The sequence below is a fragment of the Pseudomonas sp. GW821-FHT07E12 genome, from assembly GCF_058986605.1.
Genome location: NZ_JBYSVX010000034.1, coordinates 27941 through 50401 on the forward strand (window position 1 = coordinate 27941; position 22461 = coordinate 50401).

General features: G+C 67.1%; 19 protein-coding genes. 7 read left to right on the top strand and 12 right to left on the bottom strand.

The window, feature by feature from the left end; translation table 11 throughout:
* Positions 1-160: 160 nt before the first annotated feature.
* Positions 161-1333, top strand: coding sequence for a glycosyltransferase family 4 protein (locus tag AC3WJE_RS16630; protein WP_493731930.1), 1173 nt, complete (start codon positions 161-163; stop codon positions 1331-1333).
* Positions 1303-2157, top strand: coding sequence for a polysaccharide deacetylase family protein (locus AC3WJE_RS16635; protein WP_493731931.1), 855 nt, complete (start codon positions 1303-1305; stop codon positions 2155-2157). The genes AC3WJE_RS16630 and AC3WJE_RS16635 overlap by 31 nt, the downstream gene beginning before the upstream one ends.
* Positions 2158-2232: 75 nt before the next feature.
* Here the strand turns inward: AC3WJE_RS16635 and glmM are convergent, their stop codons facing one another.
* The 4 genes from glmM to trpB form a co-directional block, all read right to left on the bottom strand.
* Positions 2233-3588: a phosphoglucosamine mutase gene (gene glmM, locus AC3WJE_RS16640; RefSeq protein WP_493731932.1), complete on the bottom strand. Its 1356-nt coding sequence runs from the start codon at positions 3586-3588 to the stop codon at positions 2233-2235.
* On the bottom strand, positions 3585-4475 hold the full coding sequence (accD, locus tag AC3WJE_RS16645; protein ID WP_493731933.1) for an acetyl-CoA carboxylase, carboxyltransferase subunit beta: 891 nt from the start codon (positions 4473-4475) through the stop codon (positions 3585-3587). Before accD ends, glmM begins: the two co-directional genes overlap by 4 nt.
* A 214-nt stretch (positions 4476-4689) precedes the next feature.
* On the bottom strand, positions 4690-5493 hold the full coding sequence (gene trpA / locus AC3WJE_RS16650) for a tryptophan synthase subunit alpha (protein WP_493731934.1): 804 nt from the start codon (positions 5491-5493) through the stop codon (positions 4690-4692).
* Positions 5494-5677: 184 nt separating this feature from the next.
* Complete coding sequence (gene trpB / locus AC3WJE_RS16655; RefSeq protein WP_493731935.1) at positions 5678-6895, bottom strand: tryptophan synthase subunit beta; 1218 nt, start codon at positions 6893-6895, stop codon at positions 5678-5680.
* A gap of 117 nt (positions 6896-7012) precedes the next feature.
* On the opposite strand from trpB, the gene AC3WJE_RS16660 reads away from it, so the two are divergent.
* Positions 7013-7900, top strand: a complete 888-nt coding sequence (locus tag AC3WJE_RS16660; protein ID WP_493731936.1) for a LysR family transcriptional regulator — start codon at positions 7013-7015, stop codon at positions 7898-7900.
* 141 nt (positions 7901-8041) lie between these two features.
* Here the strand turns inward: AC3WJE_RS16660 and AC3WJE_RS16665 are convergent, their stop codons facing one another.
* The 7 genes from AC3WJE_RS16665 to prmB all read right to left on the bottom strand — a co-directional run bounded on the left by AC3WJE_RS16665 (position 8042) and on the right by prmB (position 15846).
* Positions 8042-8698 (bottom strand): phosphoribosylanthranilate isomerase, encoded by a 657-nt coding sequence (locus tag AC3WJE_RS16665; RefSeq protein ID WP_493731937.1) that lies wholly within the window; start codon positions 8696-8698, stop codon positions 8042-8044.
* A complete protein-coding gene (gene truA, locus AC3WJE_RS16670; protein ID WP_493731938.1) occupies positions 8695-9468 on the bottom strand; it encodes a tRNA pseudouridine(38-40) synthase TruA in 774 nt (257 codons plus the stop codon). Before truA ends, AC3WJE_RS16665 begins: the two co-directional genes overlap by 4 nt.
* A 149-nt stretch (positions 9469-9617) precedes the next feature.
* The gene (locus AC3WJE_RS16675; RefSeq protein WP_493731939.1) at positions 9618-11303 is read right to left on the bottom strand and encodes a type IV pilus assembly protein FimV; all 1686 of its coding nucleotides are present in this window, start codon (positions 11301-11303) and stop codon (positions 9618-9620) included.
* Between the two features lie 326 nt (positions 11304-11629).
* Entirely contained in the window at positions 11630-12655 is a 1026-nt protein-coding gene (locus tag AC3WJE_RS16680) for an aspartate-semialdehyde dehydrogenase (RefSeq protein WP_493731940.1), read from the bottom strand.
* A 122-nt stretch (positions 12656-12777) separates the two neighbouring features.
* On the bottom strand, positions 12778-13827 hold the full coding sequence (locus tag AC3WJE_RS16685; RefSeq protein ID WP_493731941.1) for a 2-hydroxyacid dehydrogenase: 1050 nt from the start codon (positions 13825-13827) through the stop codon (positions 12778-12780).
* Complete coding sequence (gene aroC / locus AC3WJE_RS16690; RefSeq protein ID WP_493731942.1) at positions 13820-14923, bottom strand: chorismate synthase; 1104 nt, start codon at positions 14921-14923, stop codon at positions 13820-13822. Before aroC ends, AC3WJE_RS16685 begins: the two co-directional genes overlap by 8 nt.
* On the bottom strand, positions 14920-15846 hold the full coding sequence (prmB, locus tag AC3WJE_RS16695; protein ID WP_493731943.1) for a 50S ribosomal protein L3 N(5)-glutamine methyltransferase: 927 nt from the start codon (positions 15844-15846) through the stop codon (positions 14920-14922). Before prmB ends, aroC begins: the two co-directional genes overlap by 4 nt.
* 81 nt (positions 15847-15927) lie before the next feature.
* Between prmB and AC3WJE_RS16700 the strand changes: the two genes are divergently transcribed.
* Positions 15928-16578 carry an SCO family protein gene (locus AC3WJE_RS16700; RefSeq protein ID WP_493731944.1) on the top strand — a complete coding sequence of 217 codons (651 nt, stop codon included), beginning with the start codon at positions 15928-15930 and terminating at the stop codon, positions 16576-16578.
* Positions 16575-17417 carry an archaetidylserine decarboxylase gene (gene asd, locus AC3WJE_RS16705; RefSeq protein ID WP_493731945.1) on the top strand — a complete coding sequence of 281 codons (843 nt, stop codon included), beginning with the start codon at positions 16575-16577 and terminating at the stop codon, positions 17415-17417. Before AC3WJE_RS16700 ends, asd begins: the two co-directional genes overlap by 4 nt.
* Positions 17418-17597: 180 nt before the next feature.
* Here asd and AC3WJE_RS16710 read toward each other — a convergent pair whose 3' ends face one another.
* Positions 17598-19166, bottom strand: a complete 1569-nt coding sequence (locus AC3WJE_RS16710; RefSeq protein ID WP_493731946.1) for a transglycosylase SLT domain-containing protein — start codon at positions 19164-19166, stop codon at positions 17598-17600.
* A 123-nt stretch (positions 19167-19289) separates the two neighbouring features.
* On the opposite strand from AC3WJE_RS16710, the gene AC3WJE_RS16715 reads away from it, so the two are divergent.
* Together AC3WJE_RS16715 and AC3WJE_RS16720 are read left to right on the top strand one after the other, a co-directional pair.
* Positions 19290-20798, top strand: coding sequence for a helicase HerA-like domain-containing protein (locus tag AC3WJE_RS16715; RefSeq protein WP_493731947.1), 1509 nt, complete (start codon positions 19290-19292; stop codon positions 20796-20798).
* A 223-nt stretch (positions 20799-21021) separates the two neighbouring features.
* Positions 21022-22350, top strand: a complete 1329-nt coding sequence (locus AC3WJE_RS16720) for a DUF4013 domain-containing protein (RefSeq protein ID WP_493731948.1) — start codon at positions 21022-21024, stop codon at positions 22348-22350.
* The last annotated feature ends 111 nt before the right edge of the window (positions 22351-22461 follow it).

A 22461-nucleotide genomic window follows, 5' to 3' on the forward strand; every position in this document is an offset into this window, starting at 1 on the left:
CCGCATGGATGTTCCATCGCCGCGGCATCGTGTCGCATACCACTCACCCTGGCCTTCCTCACCTCGATGAACGAGGCCGTGACCGAGACCGGTCGCGCACCGTTCCGGCCATGAACCTACCGAACATGCCTCCCACCCTGACCGCCGTGCACGTCTCCCCATGACGTTCCCTCCGCTCAAAATCCTGCACACCGAAGCCGCGACCGGCCTGGGCGGACAGGAGATCTACATCTATCGCCAGATGCTGTGCATGCGCGAGCGCGGCCACCACATGGCCCTGCTCTGCCAGCCGGACACGCCGCTTGCGGACCTGGCACGCAGCGCCGGACTGCCGGTCTATCTGCTGAAGATGGGGGGGACGCGACGCCTGCTCACCGGCATCTGTGCGGTACGGCAACTGGTGCGGCGCGAAGGATTCGACGTGGTCAACACCACCAGCCGCATCGACACGCTGATCGCCGCCACTGGCGCGCGGCTGGTGGGAGCCCCCCTGGTGGTGCGTTCGCGCCACCTGATGAGCCCGATCAACAGCCGGCTCACCTACACCGCCCTGCCACACCGGGTCATCACGGTGAGCCGTTACGTGCACGACATGCTGGTCGATCGCGGCATTCCGCCTGCACGCATCGGCGTGGTTCCGCCGATCGCCGCGCAGCCGGCGTGGGAAGACGAGAACCCGCGGACCTGCTGGGAGCGTTTGCAGCAAAGCCGCGAGACGGTACGCGCGGAACTGGGTTTCGATGCGGATGACGTGGTGGTCGGCTGCACGGCCGTGCTGCGCGAGCCCAAGGGCCACGTCGAACTGCTGGAAGCGATCGCGCCGCTGTGCCACGCCAACCGACGCCTGCATCTGGTGATCGTCGGCGATGGCGACCCGGTCATGCAGCGCCTGTGTGCGCTCCGCGAGACATTGGGACTCACGGCGCAGATCCATTTGATCGGCTACCGCAGCGATGCCGCGCGCTTGATGAGCGGCTTCGACCTGTTTGCACTTGCCACCCAGAAGGAGGCGGCCGGCACCGTGTTCCTGGAAGCAGCCCAGGCCGGCCTGCCGATCGTCGCCACCCGGGTCGGCGGCGTCCCGGAAATGTTGCGGGAGGGAGACAATGCATTGCTGGTGGCACGTGGCGATCAGGCTGGGCTGACCGCCGCGCTCAAGACGTTGCTGGACGATCCCGAGCGTCGCCGGCGCATGGGGCGGGCCGGCTGGGAGTGGGTACGCACCAATCCCACCTTCAGCGCACACGGCCATGCCGAGGCCACCGAACGTCTCTATCGTCAATGGCTGCAGGAGCTTGGCCCATGGCCAGCGCAAAATCCGTTCCCGTCCTGATGCACCACCATGTCTCGCCATCGGCGGGCATGATCACGGTCTCGCCGGAGAACTTCGAAAGCCAGATCGCCTGGCTGGCCCGCGATGGCTGGACCTCGCTGACGCTGGCGCAGTTCGACGGCTTCCTCGCCGGCGCGCCGGTGCCGCGCAAGTCCATCGTCATCACCTTCGACGACGGCTACCTGGACAACTGGGTCTACGCCCATCCGATCCTGCAGAAGTACGGCATGCACGCGGTGGTGTTCGTGGTCAGCAACTGGATGGGCGACGGCGCAGTGCGCCCGCACGCAGGCCAGCAAGGCCTGACACTGCCGGCCACGCCGGATCACCACGGCTGCGAGGCGGCGATCCTGCGCGAGAACCGCGCCGATGACGTGATGATGCGCTGGAGCGAGGCGCAGGCGATGATCGATGCGGGCACCTTCGAGGTGCACTGCCATACGCATACGCATACGCGCTGGCTCAACACCGATCTCGATCGCGTGCAACGCTGCGAAGGACTGGATCGCGATCTGGCGACCGCACGCACGGTGCTGCAGCAGCGACTGGGCGAAGTCTCCGACACGTTGTGCTGGCCGTATGGTGACTTCGATGCGGACCATGTCGAGATCGCGCGCAAGCACGGCTTCCACCACCTGCATACGACGCATCCGTTCGGCCGCAATGTGCTCGGCGGCGATCCGGAGCACATCTATCGTTTCGCGATTCGCGATCGGCCGGCACGCTGGCTGCGCAAGCGCATCGCGCTGAGCTACAACCCGCTGCTGGCGCCGCTGTTCAACGGCTTCAAGACGCGCCAGAAAGGCATGCTGCGCGGCGCCTGAGGCGCCGCTGCGATCACGTCAGGATCCCTTGCAGCACGGCGACGGCACTCGGCCGTCACCGTCATCGCGGACGGTTCACGCCGCGTCGCGCACCGCTCCAGCCAGTGCGTCGAGCGTGCGCTGCATCAGCGCAGCGTCGTCGGCTTCGACCGTCACCCGCACTACCGGCTCGGTGCCGGACGGACGCAGGAAGGCGCGACCACGACCCTGCACCGCCGCCTGCGCCTGCTGCAGCGCCTGCTGCACGCCGGCATCGGCAACGGTGAGCTTGGCGCTGGCGCCATCGAGGCGCACGTTGACCGTCTTCTGCGGCACCTTGTGCAGGCCCGACAGCGCCTGCCGCAGCGACATGCCGTCGCGCCGCAATACCTCCAGCACCTGCAGCGCGCTGACGATGCCGTCACCGGTGGTGGCACGATCCAGGCACAGCACATGGCCGGAGGCTTCACCGCCCAGCACGCCCTGCCCTTCGACCAGTGCCTGATGCACATAGCGATCGCCGACCTTGACGCGCTGAAACGGGATATCAAGTCCAGCGAAAGCCTTTTCCAGGCCGTAATTGGTCATCAGCGTGCCGATCACGGTGCCCTTGAGGCGACCGCTGGCTTGCCAGGCGCGGGCCAGCACGTACAGCAGATCATCGCCATCGACCGGGTTGCCCTGGTCGTCGGCCATCAGCACGCGATCGCCATCGCCGTCGAAGGCGATGCCGAGATCGGCGCCGGCCTCGCGCACCTGCGCGGCGAGGTTGTCGATGTGGGTCGAGCCGACACCGGCGTTGATGTTCAGACCGTCCGGCGCGGCACCGATGACGGTCACATCGGCGCCCAGTTCGCGGAACAGCATCGGCGCGATGTGGTAGGTCGCGCCGTGTGCGCAGTCCAGCACCATGCGGATCCCGCGCAGGTTGAAACCACGCGGCACGCTGGACTTGCAGAACTCGATGTAGCGACCGATCGCATCGCGCGCGCGCGATGCCTTGCCGAGCCCTTCGGACTCGACGGTGAGGAACGGCTCGTCCAGCGCTGCTTCGATCGCCGCCTCGGTGGCGTCATCGAGCTTCTCGCCATCGGCGGAGAAGAATTTGATGCCGTTGTCGTAATGCGGGTTGTGCGAGGCACTGATGACGATGCCGGCATCGGCGCGCAGGGTGTTGGTCAGGAACGCGACCGCCGGGGTCGGCATCGGCCCGATCAACTGTACGTCCACGCCAGCAGCGACCAGCCCAGCCTCAAGTGCGGCTTCGAACATGTAGCCGGAGATGCGGGTGTCCTTGCCGATCAGCACCATGGGCCGCTTGCTGCCGATGCGCCCCTGCCCCAGCACGCGCCCGAGCGCGTTGCCCAGGCGCAGCACGAAGTCGGCGGAAATCGGCCCGTGGCCGACCCGTCCGCGGATGCCGTCGGTGCCGAAATACTTTCGCGCGCTCATGCCTCGCTCGTGGCCGCGTCCGAGGGCATCGGCTGACGCATCATCATCGCGGTCAGCTCGGCGAGGCGGTCGCGCATCTGGCGGCGATCACAGATCTGATCGATGGCACCGTGCTCGACCAGGAACTCCGAGCGCTGGAAACCTTCCGGCAACTTCTCACGCACGGTCTGCTCGATCACGCGCGGGCCGGCGAAGCCGATCAACGCGTGCGGTTCGGCGATGTTGATGTCGCCCAGCATCGCGAACGAGGCGGAAACACCACCGGTGGTCGGATGGGTCAGCACCGAGATGTACGGCAGGCCGGCCTCACGCAAGCGCCCCAGCGCGGCGGAGGTCTTGGCCATCTGCATCAGCGAGAACAGGCCCTCCTGCATGCGCGCGCCGCCGCTGGCGGAGAAGCACACGTACGGACAGCCCACTTCCAGCGCGACTTCGGCCGCACGCGCGAAGCGCTCGCCGACCACCGACCCCATCGAGCCGCCCATGTAGGCGAAGTCGAACGAGGAAGCGACCAGTGGCTGGCCCTTCAGCAGACCGCGCATGGCGACCAGCGCGTCGTACTCGCCGGTGGCCTTCTGGGTGGATTTGATGCGATCGACGTACTTCTTCTGATCCTTGAACTTGAGCACGTCGACCGGGCCGAGGGTGGCGGCGATCTCGCTGGTGCTGCCGTCATCGAACAGCGCCGCCAGCCGGGCACGGGCGCGGATCTGCATGTGGTGGTCGCACTTCGGGCAGACCTCCAGGTTCTCTTCCAGCTCGGGCCGATACAACGCCGCGCCGCAATTGCTGCATTTTTCCCACAGCCCTTCGGGAACGCTGCGCTTCTTGCTCTGGGTGTTGTCGGTACGGATGCCCGAGGGCATCAATTTGCTGAGCCAACTCATGCGGTGTGACGGTCCATTCAAGGCGGCCCCGAGGGCCGCAGAGGGGCGACAGTCTAACTCGGCGCTCCATTCGGGTGCAGGACGGTACCGAATGGTGGCTCGTTCTTCTCACTCGGGTGCCATGCCCCTTCCGGGAGATGGCGCTCCGCAGGAGCGGATGAGGGTACGGGCGAAGCTGCGTGCATCTGGCTCCTCATCCCACCGCCTCTTGGCTTCAGTTTGCGTCGAGAGCCTGCCGCAGCGGCGCCAGGAATGCCTCGGCGCGCTCGCGGGCGGCAGCGACATCGCTCGCCTCGGCCAAGGCCGCCACCAGGGCGCTGCCGACCACCACGCCGTCGGCATCGACCGCCATCGCAGCGGCGCTGGCGGCGTCCTTGATGCCGAAACCGGCCACCACCGGCACCTTCGAGCGTTCACGGATCTGCCGCAGGCGATCGCCGGCCGAACGGGTATCGAGCCGGTCGGCACCGGTCACGCCGGCGAAGCTGACGTAGTAGAGATAGCCCTGCGCGTTGTCGCACAACGTCGCCAGACGCGTGTCGGTGGTGGTCGGCGCGGCCAGCACGATCAGGTCCAGACCGACAGCGGTGAACGCCCCACGGGTCTCTGCGGCCTCTTCCGGCGGCAGATCCACCAACAGCACGCCATCGACGCCGGCAGCCACGGCCTCGGAGGCAAAGCGCTCGGTGCCGTGGATCTCGACCGGGTTGAGGTAGCCCATCAACACCACCGGGGTGACGGCATCCTCGCGGCGGAACTCATGTACCGCTTCGAGCACATAGGCGAGCCCAGCACCCCGCGCCAGCGCGCGCTCGGAGCTGCGCTGGATGGTCGGGCCATCGGCCATCGGATCGGAGAACGGCACCCCGAGTTCGATCACGTCGGCGCCGGCGCGCACCAGCGCGTGCATCAGCGGCACGGTCGCTTCCAGCGACGGATCGCCCGCAGTGACAAAGGGAATCAGGGCCTTGCGGCCATGCGATTGGAGCTGGGCGAATTTGTCTGCGATGCGGCTCATGGGATCGGAAGGCGAGAAGAGAGGAAGGGGAAGCAGGGGGGCGTTTTTGGGGAGGCCAGGGGCCGGAGGTCAGGGGTCAGGGAAAAGCGGCGCATCTGCGAGAGCCGGGAATCCGCGCCATGGTTCCGACCTGGCTGCTCTATCCCTGGCCTCTGGCCTCTGGCCCCTGGTCCCTGCCCGCCAGCTACACCACCACGCCCTCCCGCGCTGCAATCGTATGCACGTCCTTGTCGCCACGACCGGACAGGTTACACAGCACCAAATTGTCCTTCGGCAGGTCGCGCGCCAGTTTGATCGCCTGGGCGACGGCGTGGCTCGACTCCAGCGCGGCAAGGATGCCCTCGGTATGCGCCAACAGGTGGAACGCGGCCAGCGCCTCGTCATCGGTGATGCCCAGGTAGGTGGCGCGGCCGCTGTCGGACAGAAACGCGTGCTCAGGGCCGACACCGGGGTAGTCCAGGCCGGCCGACACCGAGTGGGTTTCGACGATCTGGCCGTCGTCATCGCAGATCACATAGGTGCGGTTGCCGTGCAGCACGCCCGGACGACCCGCGGCGATCGAGGCGGCATGACGGCCACTGGCGATACCATCACCGGCCGCTTCGGCACCGTAGATCTTCACCGAAGCGTCGTTGAGGAAGGCGTGGAACAGGCCGATCGCATTGCTGCCACCGCCGACACAGGCGGTGATCGCGTCCGGCAGCCGGCCGTAATCCTCCAGCATCTGCGCGCGCGCCTCGCGACCGACGATCGCGTTGAAGTCGCGCACCATGCGCGGATACGGATCCGGGCCGGCGACGGTGCCGATGATGTAGAAGGTGTCCTGCACGTTGGTCACCCAATCGCGCATCGCCTCGTTGAGCGCGTCCTTGAGCGTGGCCGAGCCGGAAGTCACCGGCACCACCGTCGCGCCGAGCAGCTTCATCCGGTAGACGTTGATCTTCTGCCGCTCGATGTCGGTGGCGCCCATGTAGACCACGCACTCCAGACCCAACCGCGCGGCCACGGTGGCCGAAGCCACGCCGTGCTGGCCGGCGCCGGTCTCGGCGATGATCCGGGTCTTGCCCATGCGGCTGGCCAGCAGCGCCTGGCCGATGGTGTTGTTGATCTTGTGCGCACCGGTGTGATTCAGGTCCTCGCGCTTGAGCAGGATCTGCGCGCCGCCGACCTCGCGGCTCAGCCGCTCGGCGTGGTAGATCGGGCTGGGCCGGCCGACGTAGTGCTTGAGGTCCTTGTCATAGGCGGCGATGAAGGCCGGATCCTGGCGTGCGGCGTCGTAGGCGGCGGCCAACTCCTCCAGCGGACCGATCAGGGTCTCGGCGACGAAGCGGCCGCCATAGCGGCCAAAGTGGCCCTGGGCGTCGGGGAAGGCGTGAAAATCACGAATGGGGGAAGTAGACATCGGTCGATCCATCCCGCGTCAGCGCGGGGCACGTTGATTCAGACAGCACTTTAACCCGTGTGACATATCCGGATAAATCGATGATTGCGCACAATCCGTGATCTACAATCACATGTCATGAGCCAGCCCCTGCCCCCGCTCGCCGCACTGCGCGCCTTCGAGGCCGCAGCACGACTGGGCAGCGTCAGTCGCGCCGCCGACGAATTGCACGTCACCCACGGTGCGGTCAGCCGCCATGTCCGCACATTGGAACAGGCCCTGGGCACCGCCCTGTTCGCCAAGGCCGGCCGCGGCCTGGTCCTGACGCCGGCCGGTGAACGCCTGCGCGATGCCACCGGCGATGCCTTCTCGCGCCTCGGCGATGCCTGGACGGAGCTGCGTCTGCAGCCCACCGAAACGCCGCTGGTGCTGGGTTGCTCGGCCAGCCTGCTGGCACGCTGGCTGATCCCGCGTCTGGGCAGACTGGAACAGGCGATGCCGTCGATCCGGCTGCACCTGTCGGCGCGCGAGCAGGCACCTCAGCCGCACCTGCCGGGGCTGGATGCGATGCTGCAGCTGGCTTCCCCACCCTGGCCGACGGACTGGAACGTGTCCGACCTGGGACCGGAGCGAATCGGCCCGGTCCTGAGCCCGCGCCATCCGGATGCCACCCGGCTGGCCGGCAGTGCGCCGCAGCGCCTGCTCGATTACCCGCTGCTGCATACCCGCTCGCGCCCACAGGCCTGGCCCGAATGGGCCGCGGCACACGGTATCGATGCAGAGGCGCTGCGCTACGGCAACGAATTCGAACACCTGATCTACCTGCTGGAGGCGGCGGTGGCCGGCCTCGGCATCGCGATCGCACCGCAGCCGCTGGTCAGCGAGGATCTCGCCAGCGGACGGTTGATCGCGCCCTGGGGTTTCGTGGAAACGCCTGCACGCTGGGCGTTGTGCCGACTACGGCGTAACCCGGATCCGCGTATCGACCGGTTGGCCGGATGGTTCCGAGGCGAGCTGGAGCGCTGAATGCCCTGCCGGACGTAGCAGCGGCGTCAGCCGCGATCGGGCTTTCCCGTTCAAATCCCAGCAGGCAGATGTGCGGTTTTTGCAGAAGGATCTGCACGCAAGCCCCATCGCGGCTGACGCCGCTCCTATGGGATATCCCGCTCAGCCCAGCTCGTGGCAGTCCGCGCGCCGCACTTCCTCGACGAAACGACGCATCTTGTGACCGTCCTTGACGCCTGGCGAAAGCTCGATGCCGCTGGACACGTCCACGCCCCACGGCAGTGTGGCGATGATCGCGTCGAACACGTTGTCGGCGGTGATGCCGCCGGCCAGCAGGAACGGCCGGTGCAATCCGGTCGGCAGGCGCGACCAGTCGAAGGTCAAACCGCTGCCGCCGCTGGCACCCGTGGCATGGCTGTCGAACAGGAACCCGGAGGTGTTCGGATACGTCAGTTGCAGCGTGCGCGCATTGACCTCGGCTCCGCCGCCCATCGGGATCGCCTTCAGGTACGGCAGGTTGAAGCTGCGGCAGAACGCGTCCTCCTCCTCGCCGTGGAACTGCAGCAGCGTCGGCCGTACCGTGCGCAACACTTCGCGCACCTCTTCCTTGGGGTTGTTGCGGAACAGTGCGACCACATCGACCATCGGCGCGATCGCCTGGCGCATCGCGCGCGCCTCGGTCGGAGCGACCCGGCGCGGGCTGCCGTGCGCGAAGATGAAACCCACCGCGTCCACGCCGAGTTCGCCCGCCAGGCGGATATCGCCGGCGCGGGTCATGCCACAGAACTTGATGCGGGTACGGTAGAGCGTGCGGTTCATAGGGTGACCTCGGCGGGCAACTGCCATTCTGCCGGATACAGCGGACCGACAAAGACCAGCCCCTGCGGCGGCGCGGTCGGCCCGGCCACGGTGCGATCGCGCCCGGCCAGCAGTTCGGCGATCCACTCCACCGGCTTCTCACCGGTGCCGACCAGAATCAGCGAGCCGACGATATTGCGCACCATGTGATGAAGGAATGCATTGGCCCGGACTCCGATCTCGATCACGTCGCCATCGCGCCGCACCTGGATCCACTGCAACTCGCGGCGTGCGTGCAACGCCTGGCATTGCACGCTGCGGAACGCGCCGAAGTCGTTCTCGCCCAGCAGCGCCTGCGCGGCAGCATGCATCGCTGAGGCATCCAGCGGACGGCGCTCCCAGCTCAAGGTCTGGCGATGCAGCGCCGGGCGCACCTGGCGGTTGAGCAGGCGGTAGCGGTAGCGGCGGGCACGCGCGGAAAAACGCGCGTTGAAGGTGTCCGCGACCGGCACGCACCAGCGCACCGCCACCGACGACGGCAGGCGCGCCGTCGTACCCAGCATCCACCCACGCGGCTCGCGTTGCGCATCGCTGTCGAAATGCACCACCTGGCATTCGCCATGCACGCCGGCATCGGTACGGCCGGCGCAGATCACCTGCACCGGCGCGGCGGCTACCGACGACAACGCCTGCTGCAGCGTCGCCTGCACGCTCGGACCGCCATGCTCGCCAAGCTGCTGCCAGCCGAAGAACTCGCTGCCGTCGTATTCCACACCCATGGCGTAGCGCATTGGAACCTCTCTGCTTGGACCGAAACCTCACTTGTCGGCGCGGTTTCTTGTAGGGACGGCGCTGGACGGCCCAGAGCCATTGGCCGCGACGGGCTTGCCCCTGGTAAAGCCTCATCGCGGCTGAAGCCGCTCCTACCGAGAGTGTGGCTTCAGCCGATCTGACTGAGCAGCGCGGACGCCTCGGCGCGCGCTTCCGGATCGCCGCTGGCGGCCACTTCCCGCAGCAGGCTGCGTGCGGTGTCCTTGTCGCCCAGGTCAAGATAGGCCACCGCCAGCTCCAGCCGGTCGCGGCCGGCCGGGGTTGGGTTCAGCGGCGCGACCTCGGACACCTCCGGCGCATGCCAGGTCGGTCCCCAGGCGGCTGGCAACGGACGCTCATCGGCAGTCGGCACCTCATGCCCCTGCGCGATGTCGGTCTCTTCGCTCCTGGTGAAGCGCTCTTCGTCATGCAGCGAGGCTTCCTCGATCTCGACCTCGTGGCCGAACTCGCGCTCGCCGATCACCGGCTCGTTGCGGCTCGCCGCCGCTGCAGCGGCGGGCGTTGCGATGTCCGGCCCGACGTCGCCGAAGCGGCGCGATGACGTGGTGAACGGCGATGGCTTGCGCCGCCGCGAGGCCAGCCACACCGCAAGCCCCGCGAGCACGAGCACCACACCGCCCCACAGCCACATCGGGAAACTGCCGGTCTCGCCAGCCGGAGGCTGCTGGGCCAGGCGCTGCTGGGCAGCGGCCAGGTCGGTGTCCTTCATCGCGATCAGCTTGGTCTGCTGCTCCCGCAGTTTCTCCAGGTCGGCCACGCGCGTGCGCAGTTCCTGGATTTCGGCATCACGGGTGGCGACGTCTTCCTTCGCCTGCTGCAGTTGTTCGTTCACGAGCCTGTCCCCTTCGCCGCCGGCCGTGGTGCCGGTCGTCGTGCCTGCCTTGTTGCTGTTGCTGCTTACCGCCGGGGCGATTTCCAACCGGGCTTCGGTCGCGCGCGGTGCCGGCGTGGCCGCCGCGGCCTTCGGTGCGGCGCCAGCCTCGGCCGGCTGCGGAATCGGCGCCCGCGCCTGTCGCCACTGGGCGGCCTGCTCGCGCACCATGGCAGTGGCCTCGGCCGCGCCGATCTGCGCCAGTTCGTCCTGCTGCGGCGTGCGCAGCACCGCGCCCTGCTTGAGCCGGTTGATGTTGCCGCCAATGAACGCGTCCGGATTGACTCGCAGCAGCGCCAGCATGGTCTGGTCGAGCGAATGACCGCTGCCGCGCGCCAACTGGACGGCGACCTGCGACAGGGTCTGGCCCTGGCGTATCGGTGCAAGATTCTGGCCGGGCGCGACAGGAGCCACCGGCGCCGACGGTCGTGGCGGCCGCGCTACCGGTGCCGGCGAGGCTGGCGCGCTGACCGGCGCATCCGCGGCGGATTGAGGCTGGGCCGCGACCGGCGCCGGCTCACGCACGATCGCGTTGCTGGCCCCGGCCTGTGGTGCCTCGATCTCCGGCTCAGCAATCGCTGCGGCGGTGTTGGGTGCATCGACCAGCGCGGAGTACTCGCGCACCAGCCGGCCGTTGCCCCAGTCCACCTCGATCAGGAAGCTGATCGCCTTCTGCTCGACCGGCACGCTGCTGGTGACGCGAATCACCGCACGGCCACGCGCATCCTGGGTGAACTGGAATTGCAGGTCGCTGATCAGCCCGGCCGGCCGCTCCAGCCCGACCCGTGCGAACGTGGTCGGTGAAGCCAGCGCAACGCGCGCGTTCTCCAGCTCGCCCGGCTCGTTGGAAATCACCGGAATCTCGGCGATCAACGGCTGACCGGGCTTGGACAGCACCCGGATATCGCCCAGGCCCAAGGCCATTGCAGCACTGCTGCAAAGCGTCAGGACCAATGCCGCCAAAGCTTGTAACGGGCGCTTTGCGCCCATGCCGCTACGTTTCATGGGCGCCAATATAGCCGCAACCCCCTGATTCGAATACTGCGCGGGTTGCCATATCGCCCTTGGTCGCAGTCTCCCGAGCGCGCCAATGCCAAGGCGATGTTCGCGCCGGATGATGATCCTGTGAGCCTGTGGGAGGGACTTCAGTCCCGACGCTTTACCGGTACCGCCCGTCGGGACTGAAGTCCCTCCCACAATGACGAAGGGCCGCATGCGCGGCCCTTCGGATCGACTCGAAGATGGCTGGATCAGCCCTCCTGAGCGACCAGTTCGGCCAACTGCACCGCGTTGAGCGCAGCGCCCTTGCGGATGTTGTCGGCGACGACCCACAGATTCAGGCCACGCGGATGCGAGAAATCCTCGCGGATGCGGCCGACAAACACCGGGTCCTTGCCCGAGGCATGGGTCACCGGGGTCGGATAACCACCGGCTTCGTGCTTGTCCACGACCTCCACGCCCGGTGCCGATGCCAGCAGCTCACGCGCCTGCTCCGGGGTGATCTTCTTCTTGGTCTCGATGTTGACCGCCTCGGAGTGACCGAAGAACACCGGCACGCGCACTGCGGTCGGGTTCACCAGGATGCTGCTGTCCTCCAGAATCTTCTGCGTCTCCCAGACCAGCTTCATCTCTTCCTTGGTGTAGCCGTTGGGCTGGAAGTCATCGATGTGCGGGATCAGGTTGAAGGCGATCTGCACCGGGAAACGCTGCGGATCGATGTCCTGGAACGCCAGCAGCTGCGCGGTCTGCTTGCCCAGCTCCTCCAGCGCCGAACGGCCGCCGCCGGACACTGACTGATAAGTGGCGATGTTGACGCGCTCGATGCCGTACAGCTTGTGGATCGGCGCCAGCACCGGCATCAGCTGCATGGTCGAGCAGTTCGGGTTGGCGATGATGCCGCGCGGACGGTTCTTCAAGGCGTGCGGGTTGACCTCTGACACCACCAGCGGCACGTCGTCGTCGTAACGGAACGCCGAGGAGTTGTCGATCACCACCGCACCGGCGGCGGCGAACTTCGGCGCGTACTCCTTGGAGATGCTGCCACCGGCCGAGAACAGCGCGATGTCCACGCCGGCCGGATCAAAGGTCTCGAGATCGACCACATCGACCTTCTCGCCCTTGTATTCGATCTGGCTGCCGGCCGAACGCGCCGAGGCCAGCGGGATCAGCTTGCCGACCGGGAAATTGCGCTCGGCCAGGATGGACAGCATGGTTTCGCCGACGGCACCGGTGGCGCCCACGATTGCGACGGTGAAAAGACGAGCTTGGTTACTCATGAGGAACTCTTCTGGATTCTCGAAGGAAAAATTTTGATCCCGGCACATGGATGTGCCGTGCTCTTGTGAGGGGCTCACACTAAAGGGTTCGGGGAACCTCCAGGCACGATCACGGAGGTTCCCTATCGTTTGCCGCCGCCGATTTTGGTCGCGCCCACGGTGGTGCCGGCCGCTTTGGCGGCCGCGTCGAGATTGATCGCGCTCGGCGGGTTGCCGGCGTTCGGGCCGACGCCCAGCGCCGCGATGAGGTTGTCCACCGCCAGCTGCGCCATCGCCCGGCGCGTGGCCAGCGAGGCGCTGCCGATGTGCGGGGTCAACACCACGTTGCGCAGCGCCAGCAGTTCCGCGCGTACGTTCGGCTCGCCTTCGTAGACGTCGAGTCCGGCGGCGGCCAGACGACCGTTGGCGAGTGCATCGGCGAGCGCCGGCTCATCGATGAGGCCACCGCGCGCGATGTTCACCAGCGTCGCGGTCGGCTTCATCCTGGCCAGAGCAGCGGCATCGATGATGTGGTGGGAAGTCGCACTGTACGGCAGCACCAGCACCAGGTGATTGGCCTGTGCCAGCAGTTCGTCGAAGCTTGCGTACCGCGCGCCGACCTCGCGCTCGGCCGCTTCCGGCAGCCGCGAGCGGTTGTGGTACAGCACCTTCATGCCGAAACCGTGGTGACCACGACGGGCAATGGCCTGACCGATCCGACCCATGCCAAGAATGCCCAGCGTGGCGCCATGCACGTCGGCGCCAAGCATGGTCTTGAACGACCACGGCCCCCACTGTCCGTCACGCAGCCAGCGCTCGGACTCGGTGATGCGGCGCGCAGCCGCCATCAACAAGGCGAAGCCCAGATCGGCGGTGGTTTCGGTGAGTACGTCCGGAGTGTTGGTGGCGACAATCCCGGCCGCGCTGAGCGCGGGGATATCGAGGTTGTTGTAGCCGACACCGACATTGGCGATCGCGCGCAGCCTGGGCGCGTTGGCGATCTCGGCGGCACCGATGCGCTCGTTGAGGGTCACCAGCGCGCCATCCAGCGGCGACAGCTTGGCGATCAGGTCATCAGACGAATACTTCATCACGTCCGCGGTGGTAGTCAGCTCGAAATGCGTGCCGAGCTGCTCGACGACATCGTCGAACAGCGGCTGGCTGACCCACACGCGTGGCCGTGATTCAGCCACCGACACTCCCCGGAATGCGCGGGCGCACCTCGCCGACGTCGCTGCACTGGGCGCGGTGGCGCAACGCCTGGTCCATCAGTACCAGCGCGACCATCGCCTCGGCGATCGGGGTGGCGCGGATGCCGACGCAGGGATCGTGGCGACCGGTGGTGATGACTTCGACCGGGTTGCCGTCCACATCCACCGTCTCGCCGGGCAGGCGCAGGCTGGAGGTCGGCTTGAGCGCGATCGAAGCGGTGACCTGCTGACCGGTGGAGATGCCGCCGAGAATGCCGCCGGCATGGTTGCTGAGGAAGCCGGCCGGGCTGATCAGGTCGCGATGCTCGGTGCCCTTCTGCACCACGCTGGCGAAGCCGTCGCCGATCTCCACGCCCTTGACCGCATTGATGCTCATCAGCGCCGCGGCGAGGTCGCCGTCGAGCTTGCCGTAGATCGGCTCGCCCCAGCCCGGCGGCACGCCATCGGCGACCACGTCCACGCGCGCGCCGACCGAATCGCCGGACTTGCGCAGCGCGTCCATGTAGCTTTCCAGCGCCGGCACCTGTGCGGCATGCGGCCAGAAGAACGGGTTGTCCTCGACGGCATTCCAGTCGAAGCCCTCGGGCTTGATCTCGCCCAGCTGCGACAGGAAGCCACGCACCGTCACGCCATGCCGCTGCTGCAGCCACTTCTTGGCGATCACGCCAGCGGCCACGCGCATCGTGGTCTCGCGTGCGGAACTGCGGCCGCCACCACGCGGGTCGCGGATGCCGTACTTCTGCCAGTAGCTGTAATCGGCGTGGCCGGGGCGGAACTGCGCGGCAATATTCGCGTAGTCCTTGCTGCGCTGGTCGGTGTTGCGGATCAGCAGCGCGATCGGGGTACCGGTGGTGACGCCTTCGTAGACGCCGGACAGGATCTCGACCTCGTCGGCCTCACGCCGCGCCGAGGTGTGACGGCTCTTGCCGGTGGCGCGGCGCTGCAGGTCGTGGGCGAATTCCTCGGCAGCGATCGCCAGCCCGGGCGGACAGCCATCGATCACACAGCCGATCGCCGGCCCGTGCGATTCGCCGAACGTGGTGACCGAGAGCAGCTTGCCGAAGGTGTTCGAACTCATCGCTGCGCGGCCAGCTCCGCGATGCGGGCGTTGTGATGGATCAGATCGCGGCATTCGATCGCGAAGATCCCCATCTGCCCGACCTTGAACTCGATCCAGGCGAAATCCAGCTCCGGCAGCAGCTTGATCAGGTGCTGCTCGGAATCGCCGACTTCGCAGATCAGCAGGCCGTCCTCGCTCAGGTGCAGCGGGGCATCACGCAGGATCTTCAGCACCAGGTCCAGACCGTCGTCGCCGGCACGCAGACCTAGCTCCGGCTCGTAGGAATACTCCTTCGGCAGCGCGTCGGTCTCGTCGTTGGTGACGTACGGCGGGTTGGTGACGATCAGGTCGTAATGACGCCCGGTCAGGCCGTTGAACAGGTCGGACTTGAGCAGGCTGACGTTGTTCGCGAGCAGGCGCTCCTTGTTCTCGGCGGCCAGCGCCAGCGCGTCGTCGCTGATGTCCACGCCATCCACTTCCCAGTTCGGGTTGTAGTGGCCCATCGCGATCGCAATGCAACCCGAGCCGGTGCACAGGTCGAGCGCGCGATGCACGTCGCGACCGGCCAGCCACGGCTCGAAGCCGGACTCGATCAGCTCGGCGATCGGCGAACGCGGCACCAGCGCGCGCGAATCACTCTTGAAGCTCAATCCGGCGAACCACGCCTCGCCGGTCAGGTAGGCGGCCGGCACGCGCTCGTCGATGCGGCGCTGGAACAGCGCCAGCACCTGCTCTTTCTCCGAACGCAGCAAGCGCGCCTGGCCGTAGGCCGGGCCGAGATCGTGCGGCAGGTGCAGCGTATGCAGGACCAGCTGCGTCGCCTCGTCCAGCGCGTTGTCGTAGCTGTGGCCGAAGGTCAGCCCAGCCTCGGTGAAACGGCTGGCGCCGTAACGGATCAGGTCGATGATCGTGTGTAGTTCGTCGGCCGCGGCGGCAGTCATGGCAACAGCTATATAAAAGTCGGCCTCCGATTATAGAGGGCTGGCCGCTATCATTGAGCGTCTGTTGCATTGGAAACGTCCATGTTCAATCGGAATACCTTGATCGTGCTGGTGGTGGCGCTGGCGGCCGGACTCGGCCTGCTGCTCGGGCAGAAGCTGCTCGGCGGTGGCAAGCCCTCCCCCTGGCCGGAGACGCGCACGGTGACTTTCTACCCGCAGCCGCGCACCCTGCCCGACTTCAGCCTGCGCCAGTCCGATGGCACCCAGCTGGTGCCCGGTGAACTCAAAGGCCACTGGACGCTGGTGTTCCTCGGCTTCACGTTCTGCCCGGACGTGTGCCCGACCACACTGGCCGATCTGGCGATCGCGCAGAAGCAGTGGGAGTCGATCCCCGACACGCTGCGCCCGCGCGTGCTGTTCGTTTCGGTCGATCCCGACCGCGATCCGCCGACGCGACTGGGCGAGTACACCCACGCCTTCCACAAGGACACCTTGGCCGCCACCGCCGACACTCCCTCGCTGGAACGCTTCGCCACCGCGCTCGGCTTCGTGTTCCAGAAGGTGCCGGGCAAGCATTTCGACGAGAACCCGAACGACTACAGCATGGATCACTCGGCCGGCATCGCCGTGCTCGACCCGGAAGGCCGCCTCGCCGGCCTGATCCGCCCGCCGCTGGACCCGCAGGCGATCGCCGCCGACTTTGCCAAGCTGACCCAGGAAACCGCCCCTTGAGCCTTGTTACGACCCTGACCTACGCACTGCCGCACCGCTTTCTGTCGTCGCTGGCGCGCCGACTGGCCTATTCGACCAACCCGGCAATCAAGCAGCGCCTGATCGACGCGGTGGTGGCGAAGTTCGGCGTGAACCTGGCCGAGGCCGCCGAGCCCGATCCGACCGCCTACCCGAGCTTCAATGCGTTCTTCACCCGCCCGCTGAAAGCCGGCGCGCGCGTGGCCGACGCCGATCCGCGGGTACTGTTGATGCCGGCCGACGGCCGCATCAGCCAGCTCGGCCCGATCCAGGCCGGTCGTATCTTCCAGGCCAAGGGGCAATCCTTCACCGCCGCCGAACTCTTGGGCGACGAAGCCGCCGCCATACCGTTCAACGATGGGCTGTTCGCCACCGTCTACCTGTCGCCGCGCGACTACCACCGCGTGCACATGCCGTGGACCGGCACCCTGCGCGAGACCGTGCACGTGCCCGGCCGGCTGTTCAGCGTCGGCCCGGATGCGGTGCGCAACGTGCCGCGCCTGTTTGCCAGCAACGAGCGTCTGGTCTGCCACTTCGATACCGACTTCGGTCCGATGGTGCAGGTGATGGTCGGCGCGCTGCTGGTTTCAGGTGTGGAGACGGTATGGAGCGGCGTGGAGATTCCCGCCTACGGCGATCGCATCACCCGCAAGGACTGGCGCGGCAGGGGCATCGTGCTGGAGCGGTTCGCGGAGATGGCGCGCTTCAATTACGGCTCGACGGTAATCACGCTGTTGCCGCCGGGTGTGGCTGCGTTTGATCCGGGGTTGAAGGCAGAATCGCCAGTGCGCCTGGGCCAGGCGTTGGCCCGGCTGGCGTAGATAGCCATTGGGCGCGGCCCCGGGTGACATCAACCATCAGCCGCGCCTGGCTTTGGCCGCAATCTTCAGATCGTCGTCCCCGCGCAGGCGGGAACCCAGTGCCTTACCGCGGCAAGCCTCAAGTCGCTGGATCCCCGCCTGCGCGGGGATGACGACGGGTTATTCAATCAAACCGCCTACTTACTTATCGCAGCCCTGCAGCTTGATCGTCTGCCCCGGCTTGAGCGCGTAGCCCGGCGCCTTCAATCCGTTGGCGCGCGCAAGCTCCTTCAGCTCGCACTGGTGCTTCTGCGCGATGCGGCCAAGCGTGTCGCCCTTGCCGACCTTGTAGCTGCGTGCCTGCTTCGCCTTCGGCTTGACTGGTTCGGGCTTGCCGGTCGCGATGGTGGTCGGCACGCCGCCCATCGGCATGGCATCGCCCACCGCCACGCTGCCGGTGTAACTGGACGCTGCCGGCCGCACGATCGCCGTGTTCAGGTCGGCGGTGATCAGAGTCCGCGCCAGATCCGCACGCGGACCGCTCACGCAGTACTTGCTGTACAGCCCGACGATGCGGGTGTTGGCGTTGATCACCGTGCCGGATGGAATCCAGCCATCGGCCTCGTAGCGTGGATTGAGGTTGCGCAGCACGCGCATGTAGCCGTCACGAGTGCCGGCACTGCCCAGGCAGATCGTCAGTTCGTAGATCGTGGTCGATTTGGCCAACCGGAGCGTGGCCGGCTGCGCGTTGATCTTGGGGAACTCCACGCCGTACTGACGCGGGTGCAGGAAGATCCACGCCGCCGCGATCACCATCGGCACGTAGTCCTTGGTCTCGGCCGGGAACTGCTCGTACACCGCCTGATCCCAGAAATTGCGTCCGCCCGATTGCGAGAACACCCGCCCGGCCCGACCCTCGCCGCCGTTGTAGGCGGCCAGTGACAGCTCGACGCTGCGGTTCAACTCGGCCATGCGCTCATTGATGTAGCTGGCACTGGCCTCGGCGGCGCTGCGTGCATCGAAACGGGTGTCGAAGCCGGTGCCATCCGGCCCCAGGCCGAAACGCGCCGCAGTGGCCGGCATGAACTGCATCAACCCGGCCGCACCGGCGCGCGAGCTGGCGTGCACGCGACCGTTGGATTCCTTGGCCATGATGCCGAACAGCAACGCCTCGGGCAGGCCACGCTGCTGCCATTCCGGCCACATGATCGCGCGCAGGTTCTCGTAGTTCTCGTAGCTGGTCAGCAGCGCCGGGCGCAGGTCGGTCAGCCAGCGGCGGATGCCGGCCTGTACCGCCGCGTTGTACTGCACCATGTCGTCGAAGGCATGGCGGTGGTCGTTGAGCAGGTTGGCCGCGCGTGCCGCCTCCGGCACATCGGCCGCGAGCGGACCGGTGTGGTCCGGATCGGCTTCGAGCAGGTCGTCGTCGGTATCGTCATCCGTCGGCACTGCAGCATCGGCATTGGCCTTCAACAGCCGCTTGTAGCCGGCCAGCATCGTGTTGACCTCGCAGCCGCGCAGCTTGATGCAGGCGTCGATGACGTCCTCCATGTCCTCCAGCGCCGCATCGGTCTCGCGCTGGCCTTTCGGATCGGCATTGTTCACCAGCACCAGCCCGTCGCGATAACGCTTCTCGGCGGCCTGCATGCGCTGGTCGAGCGCGGCCGCCTTCTCCTCGCGCGAGGCCGCATGCGCGGCGGGGAACAGCGACAACAGCAGAGCCGCGGCGAGGATCGACCGGGCGGGCAGCACAAATCGGGGAAGCGGCATCAGTCGTCGGGTGCAACGGGAAGATCCGCAGGGTAGCCGCCGGTCGCGCGCCGGGGCAAGGCACACCATGTCACGGAGACAGTCGACCGTTAGAATCCGGCCACATCCCACCCGAAGGCTGCCATGGACCCGATCCTGCTTGGCAAAGGCATCACCGACGACATCCAGGTCGTTCTGAATCCCCGTTTCGGCAATCGCCACGGCCTGGTGGCCGGCGCCACCGGCACCGGCAAGACCGTCACCTTGATGACTTTGGCCGAGGGCTTCTCGCGGATCGGCGTGCCGGTGTTCATGGCCGACGTGAAAGGCGACGTGGCCGGCCTGGCCGTCGCCGGTGACGGCAACGAGAAAGTGCTGCAGCGCGCCAAGGAAATAGGCGTCGTCGATTACGCCCCCGCGGCCAACCCGGTGGTGTTCTGGGACCTGTACGGCCAGCTCGGCCACCCGGTGCGCACCACTGTCAGCGAAATGGGCCCGACCCTGCTGGCGCGCATCCTGGAGCTCAACGACACCCAGTCCGGCGTGCTCGACATCGTGTTCAAGCTTGCCGACGACCGCGGCCTGCTGCTGCTCGATCTGGACGACCTGCGTGCGCTACTGGGGCTCGTGGTCGAGGAGCGCCAGAGCGTTTCGACCGAGTACGGGCTGATCAGCGCGCAGTCGGTCGCGGCGATCCAGCGCTCACTGCTGCGGCTCTCCCAAGACGGCGGCGAAGGCTTCTTCGGCGAGCCGGCGCTGGACCTGAACGAGATCATGCGGACCACGACGGACGGACGCGGCGTGATCGGCATTCTCGCCGCCGCGCAGCTGGTGCTGAAGCCACGCCTGTACTCGACCTTCCTGCTATGGCTGCTGTCGGAGCTGTTCGAGCGGTTGCCGGAAGTCGGCGACCTGGACAAGCCCAAGCTGGTGTTCGTATTCGACGAGGCCCATCTGCTGTTCGACGATGCCCCGCCGGCGCTGGTGCAGCGCATCGAGCAGGTGGTGCGGCTGATCCGCTCCAAGGGCGTGGGCGTGTACTTCTGCTCGCAGTTCCCCGACGACGTGCCGGACAACATCCTCGGCCAGCTCGGCAACCGCGTGCAGCACGCGCTGCGTGCCTATACCCCGCGCGACCAGAAGGCGGTGAAGACCGCGGCGGAGACCTTCGTCGCCAATCCCAAGCTCAACGTCGCCACCGCGATCTCCAGCCTGGGCACCGGCGAGGCGCTGGTGTCCACGCTGCAGGACAAGGGCATTCCGATGCCGGTGCAGCAGACCCTGATCGCTCCGCCACGCTGCCGGATGGGCGCGATCACCGATGCCGAGCGTGCCCAGGTACGTGCCGGCAGTCCGGTCGGCACCCGCTACGACACCGCGATCAACCGCGAATCGGCCACCGAGATGCTGGCCAAGCGCGCCGGCCAACAGGCCAGCCAAACCGACGCCCCGGCCGCCCGCACCCAGGAGCAGGACGAGGCGAAAGGCGGCAACGACTGGGGACAGGCGGTCAAGGACGCCGTGTTCGGCACCAAGCGCCGCCAGGGCCTGCTCGAAACCATGGCCAAGCAGACCACCCGCACGGTTGGCAGCAAGCTTGGCCAGCAGATCGTGCGTGGTGTCCTGGGCGGCATCTTCGGCGGCAAGCGCTAGGTCCAAGCAGCGCCCCCCAACTCGTCATTCCCGCGAAAGCGGGAATCCATGGACGTTAACTCATTGAAAGCCAAAGTCCTTGGATTCCCGCTTTCGCGGGAATGACGGGTAAAGGCTGTCTTGCGGAACAACACTCCGAAGCCAGGGTGTACCGCCCTCCCTGCGATTGCGCCGCCTGCGTCATGCACGACACAATCCGCCATCGACACTCAGGGGGAATGTCATGGAAGACCGCAACAGGTCGCGTTCGCGCGGCCGCAGCAGCGCGCCCGCTCCGTTCTGGACCCGCACCCGCGCGATCGCGCTGTACCCGTTGCATGGCTCGGCGCTGTGGTCGCTGATCGCACTGACGCTGTCCAGCCTGCTGACGATGCTGCCGGGCATTGGCTGGATCATCGGCATCATCGTCTGGCTGGCGATCTACAAATACGCTTTCGAGATCCTGCGTCATACCGCCAACGGCCACCTCGACGCCCCCCAGCACGGCTTCGACGTCAGTGACGGCACGGTGTTGCGGCTGATCCTGATGATGATCCTGACGATCATCCTGATCGCCGTGGTGGCGGTACTCACCCGCAGCCTGGTGGTGGCCAGCCTGACACTGCTGGTGGTCGCACTGCTGCAGCCAGGCTGTGTGATCTCGCTGGCGTTGGACGGCTCGCTGCGGCGCGCGCTCAACCCGGCGGTGTCGCTGGGCCTGGCCACACGCATCGGCTGGCCCTATCTGGCCGCATTCGGCCTGTTGTTCGTGATCCAGGCCAGCGCGCTGACCGCCAACCGCTGGCTGCAGGCGTACCTGCCGCCGATCGTGGACGATCTGGCGGTGACCGTCGTGTCGACCTGGGGCCTGTTCGCCGCCTTCCACCTGATGGGCTACCTGGTCTACCAGTACCACGAGGCGCTGGGCTTCGAGCCCGAGACGTTGAACGCCCTGCATCGCCACGACCCGGACCAACAGCTGCTCGACGAAGCCGAGACCCTGGTGCGCGATGGTCATACCGACAGCGCACTGGAGACGTTGCGCGGCGCGGTACGTTCGCGCGCAGTGAGTCTGTCGGTGCACGAGCTCTACCACCGCCTGCTGCGCCAGAGCACGCGTCGGGATGAGCTGCGCGAGCATGCCCGCCAGTACCTGTCGCGGCTGATCAACGAACGCCAGGAACGGCGTGGTCTCGCCCTGATGCGCGAGATGCTCGATCAACACCCGGACTTCGTGCCGGCGCAGGACACGCAAGCCGCGCTGCTGGTCGAACGCGCGCGCATGGCCGGCCAGTATCAGCTCACCAGTGACATGCTGCTGGCGATGCTCAAGGCGTGGCCGCGCTCACCACAGGCGCCGCAATGGTCGCTCGAGGCGGCGATGCTGCTGGCCGAACGCTTTGGTCGCGACGAGGAAGCTCGTGCATTGCTGCAACAGGCGCTGGCGATCAGCGATGACGAAGAACAGCGGCGCAAGCTGCAAGCGGCGCTGAAGGCGTTGCCGCAAGCGGATGTCGTCGCGGAGCAGCACGTTCCCCGCCATACCTTCGCAGCCGATACCGACTCGAAGTAACTGCCGTCCCCGCGCAGGCCGGGACGAAATGCTGCTTTCTCACATCGTACAAGTCGCTGGGTCCCCGCCTGCGCGGGGACGACGATTGGGAAATCCCTGCGAAATTCCCGC

What these genes read in the sequence shown, in the direction of transcription:
- AC3WJE_RS16630 (WP_493731930.1), top strand. Translation starts at nt 161, where the DNA reads ATGACGTTCCCTCCGCTCAAAATCCTGCACACCGAAGCCGCGACCGGC.
- AC3WJE_RS16635 (WP_493731931.1), top strand. Translation starts at nt 1,303, where the DNA reads ATGGCCAGCGCAAAATCCGTTCCCGTCCTGATGCACCACCATGTCTCG.
- glmM (WP_493731932.1), bottom strand. Translation starts at nt 3,588, where the DNA reads ATGAGCGCGCGAAAGTATTTCGGCACCGACGGCATCCGCGGACGGGTC.
- accD (WP_493731933.1), bottom strand. Translation starts at nt 4,475, where the DNA reads ATGAGTTGGCTCAGCAAATTGATGCCCTCGGGCATCCGTACCGACAAC.
- trpA (WP_493731934.1), bottom strand. Translation starts at nt 5,493, where the DNA reads ATGAGCCGCATCGCAGACAAATTCGCCCAGCTCCAATCGCATGGCCGC.
- trpB (WP_493731935.1), bottom strand. Translation starts at nt 6,895, where the DNA reads ATGTCTACTTCCCCCATTCGTGATTTTCACGCCTTCCCCGACGCCCAG.
- AC3WJE_RS16660 (WP_493731936.1), top strand. Translation starts at nt 7,013, where the DNA reads ATGAGCCAGCCCCTGCCCCCGCTCGCCGCACTGCGCGCCTTCGAGGCC.
- AC3WJE_RS16665 (WP_493731937.1), bottom strand. Translation starts at nt 8,698, where the DNA reads ATGAACCGCACGCTCTACCGTACCCGCATCAAGTTCTGTGGCATGACC.
- truA (WP_493731938.1), bottom strand. Translation starts at nt 9,468, where the DNA reads ATGCGCTACGCCATGGGTGTGGAATACGACGGCAGCGAGTTCTTCGGC.
- AC3WJE_RS16675 (WP_493731939.1), bottom strand. Translation starts at nt 11,303, where the DNA reads ATGGCCTTGGGCCTGGGCGATATCCGGGTGCTGTCCAAGCCCGGTCAG.
- AC3WJE_RS16680 (WP_493731940.1), bottom strand. Translation starts at nt 12,655, where the DNA reads ATGAGTAACCAAGCTCGTCTTTTCACCGTCGCAATCGTGGGCGCCACC.
- aroC (WP_493731942.1), bottom strand. Translation starts at nt 14,923, where the DNA reads ATGAGTTCGAACACCTTCGGCAAGCTGCTCTCGGTCACCACGTTCGGC.
- prmB (WP_493731943.1), bottom strand. Translation starts at nt 15,846, where the DNA reads ATGACTGCCGCCGCGGCCGACGAACTACACACGATCATCGACCTGATC.
- AC3WJE_RS16700 (WP_493731944.1), top strand. Translation starts at nt 15,928, where the DNA reads ATGTTCAATCGGAATACCTTGATCGTGCTGGTGGTGGCGCTGGCGGCC.
- AC3WJE_RS16710 (WP_493731946.1), bottom strand. Translation starts at nt 19,166, where the DNA reads ATGCCGCTTCCCCGATTTGTGCTGCCCGCCCGGTCGATCCTCGCCGCG.
- AC3WJE_RS16715 (WP_493731947.1), top strand. Translation starts at nt 19,290, where the DNA reads ATGGACCCGATCCTGCTTGGCAAAGGCATCACCGACGACATCCAGGTC.
- AC3WJE_RS16720 (WP_493731948.1), top strand. Translation starts at nt 21,022, where the DNA reads ATGGAAGACCGCAACAGGTCGCGTTCGCGCGGCCGCAGCAGCGCGCCC.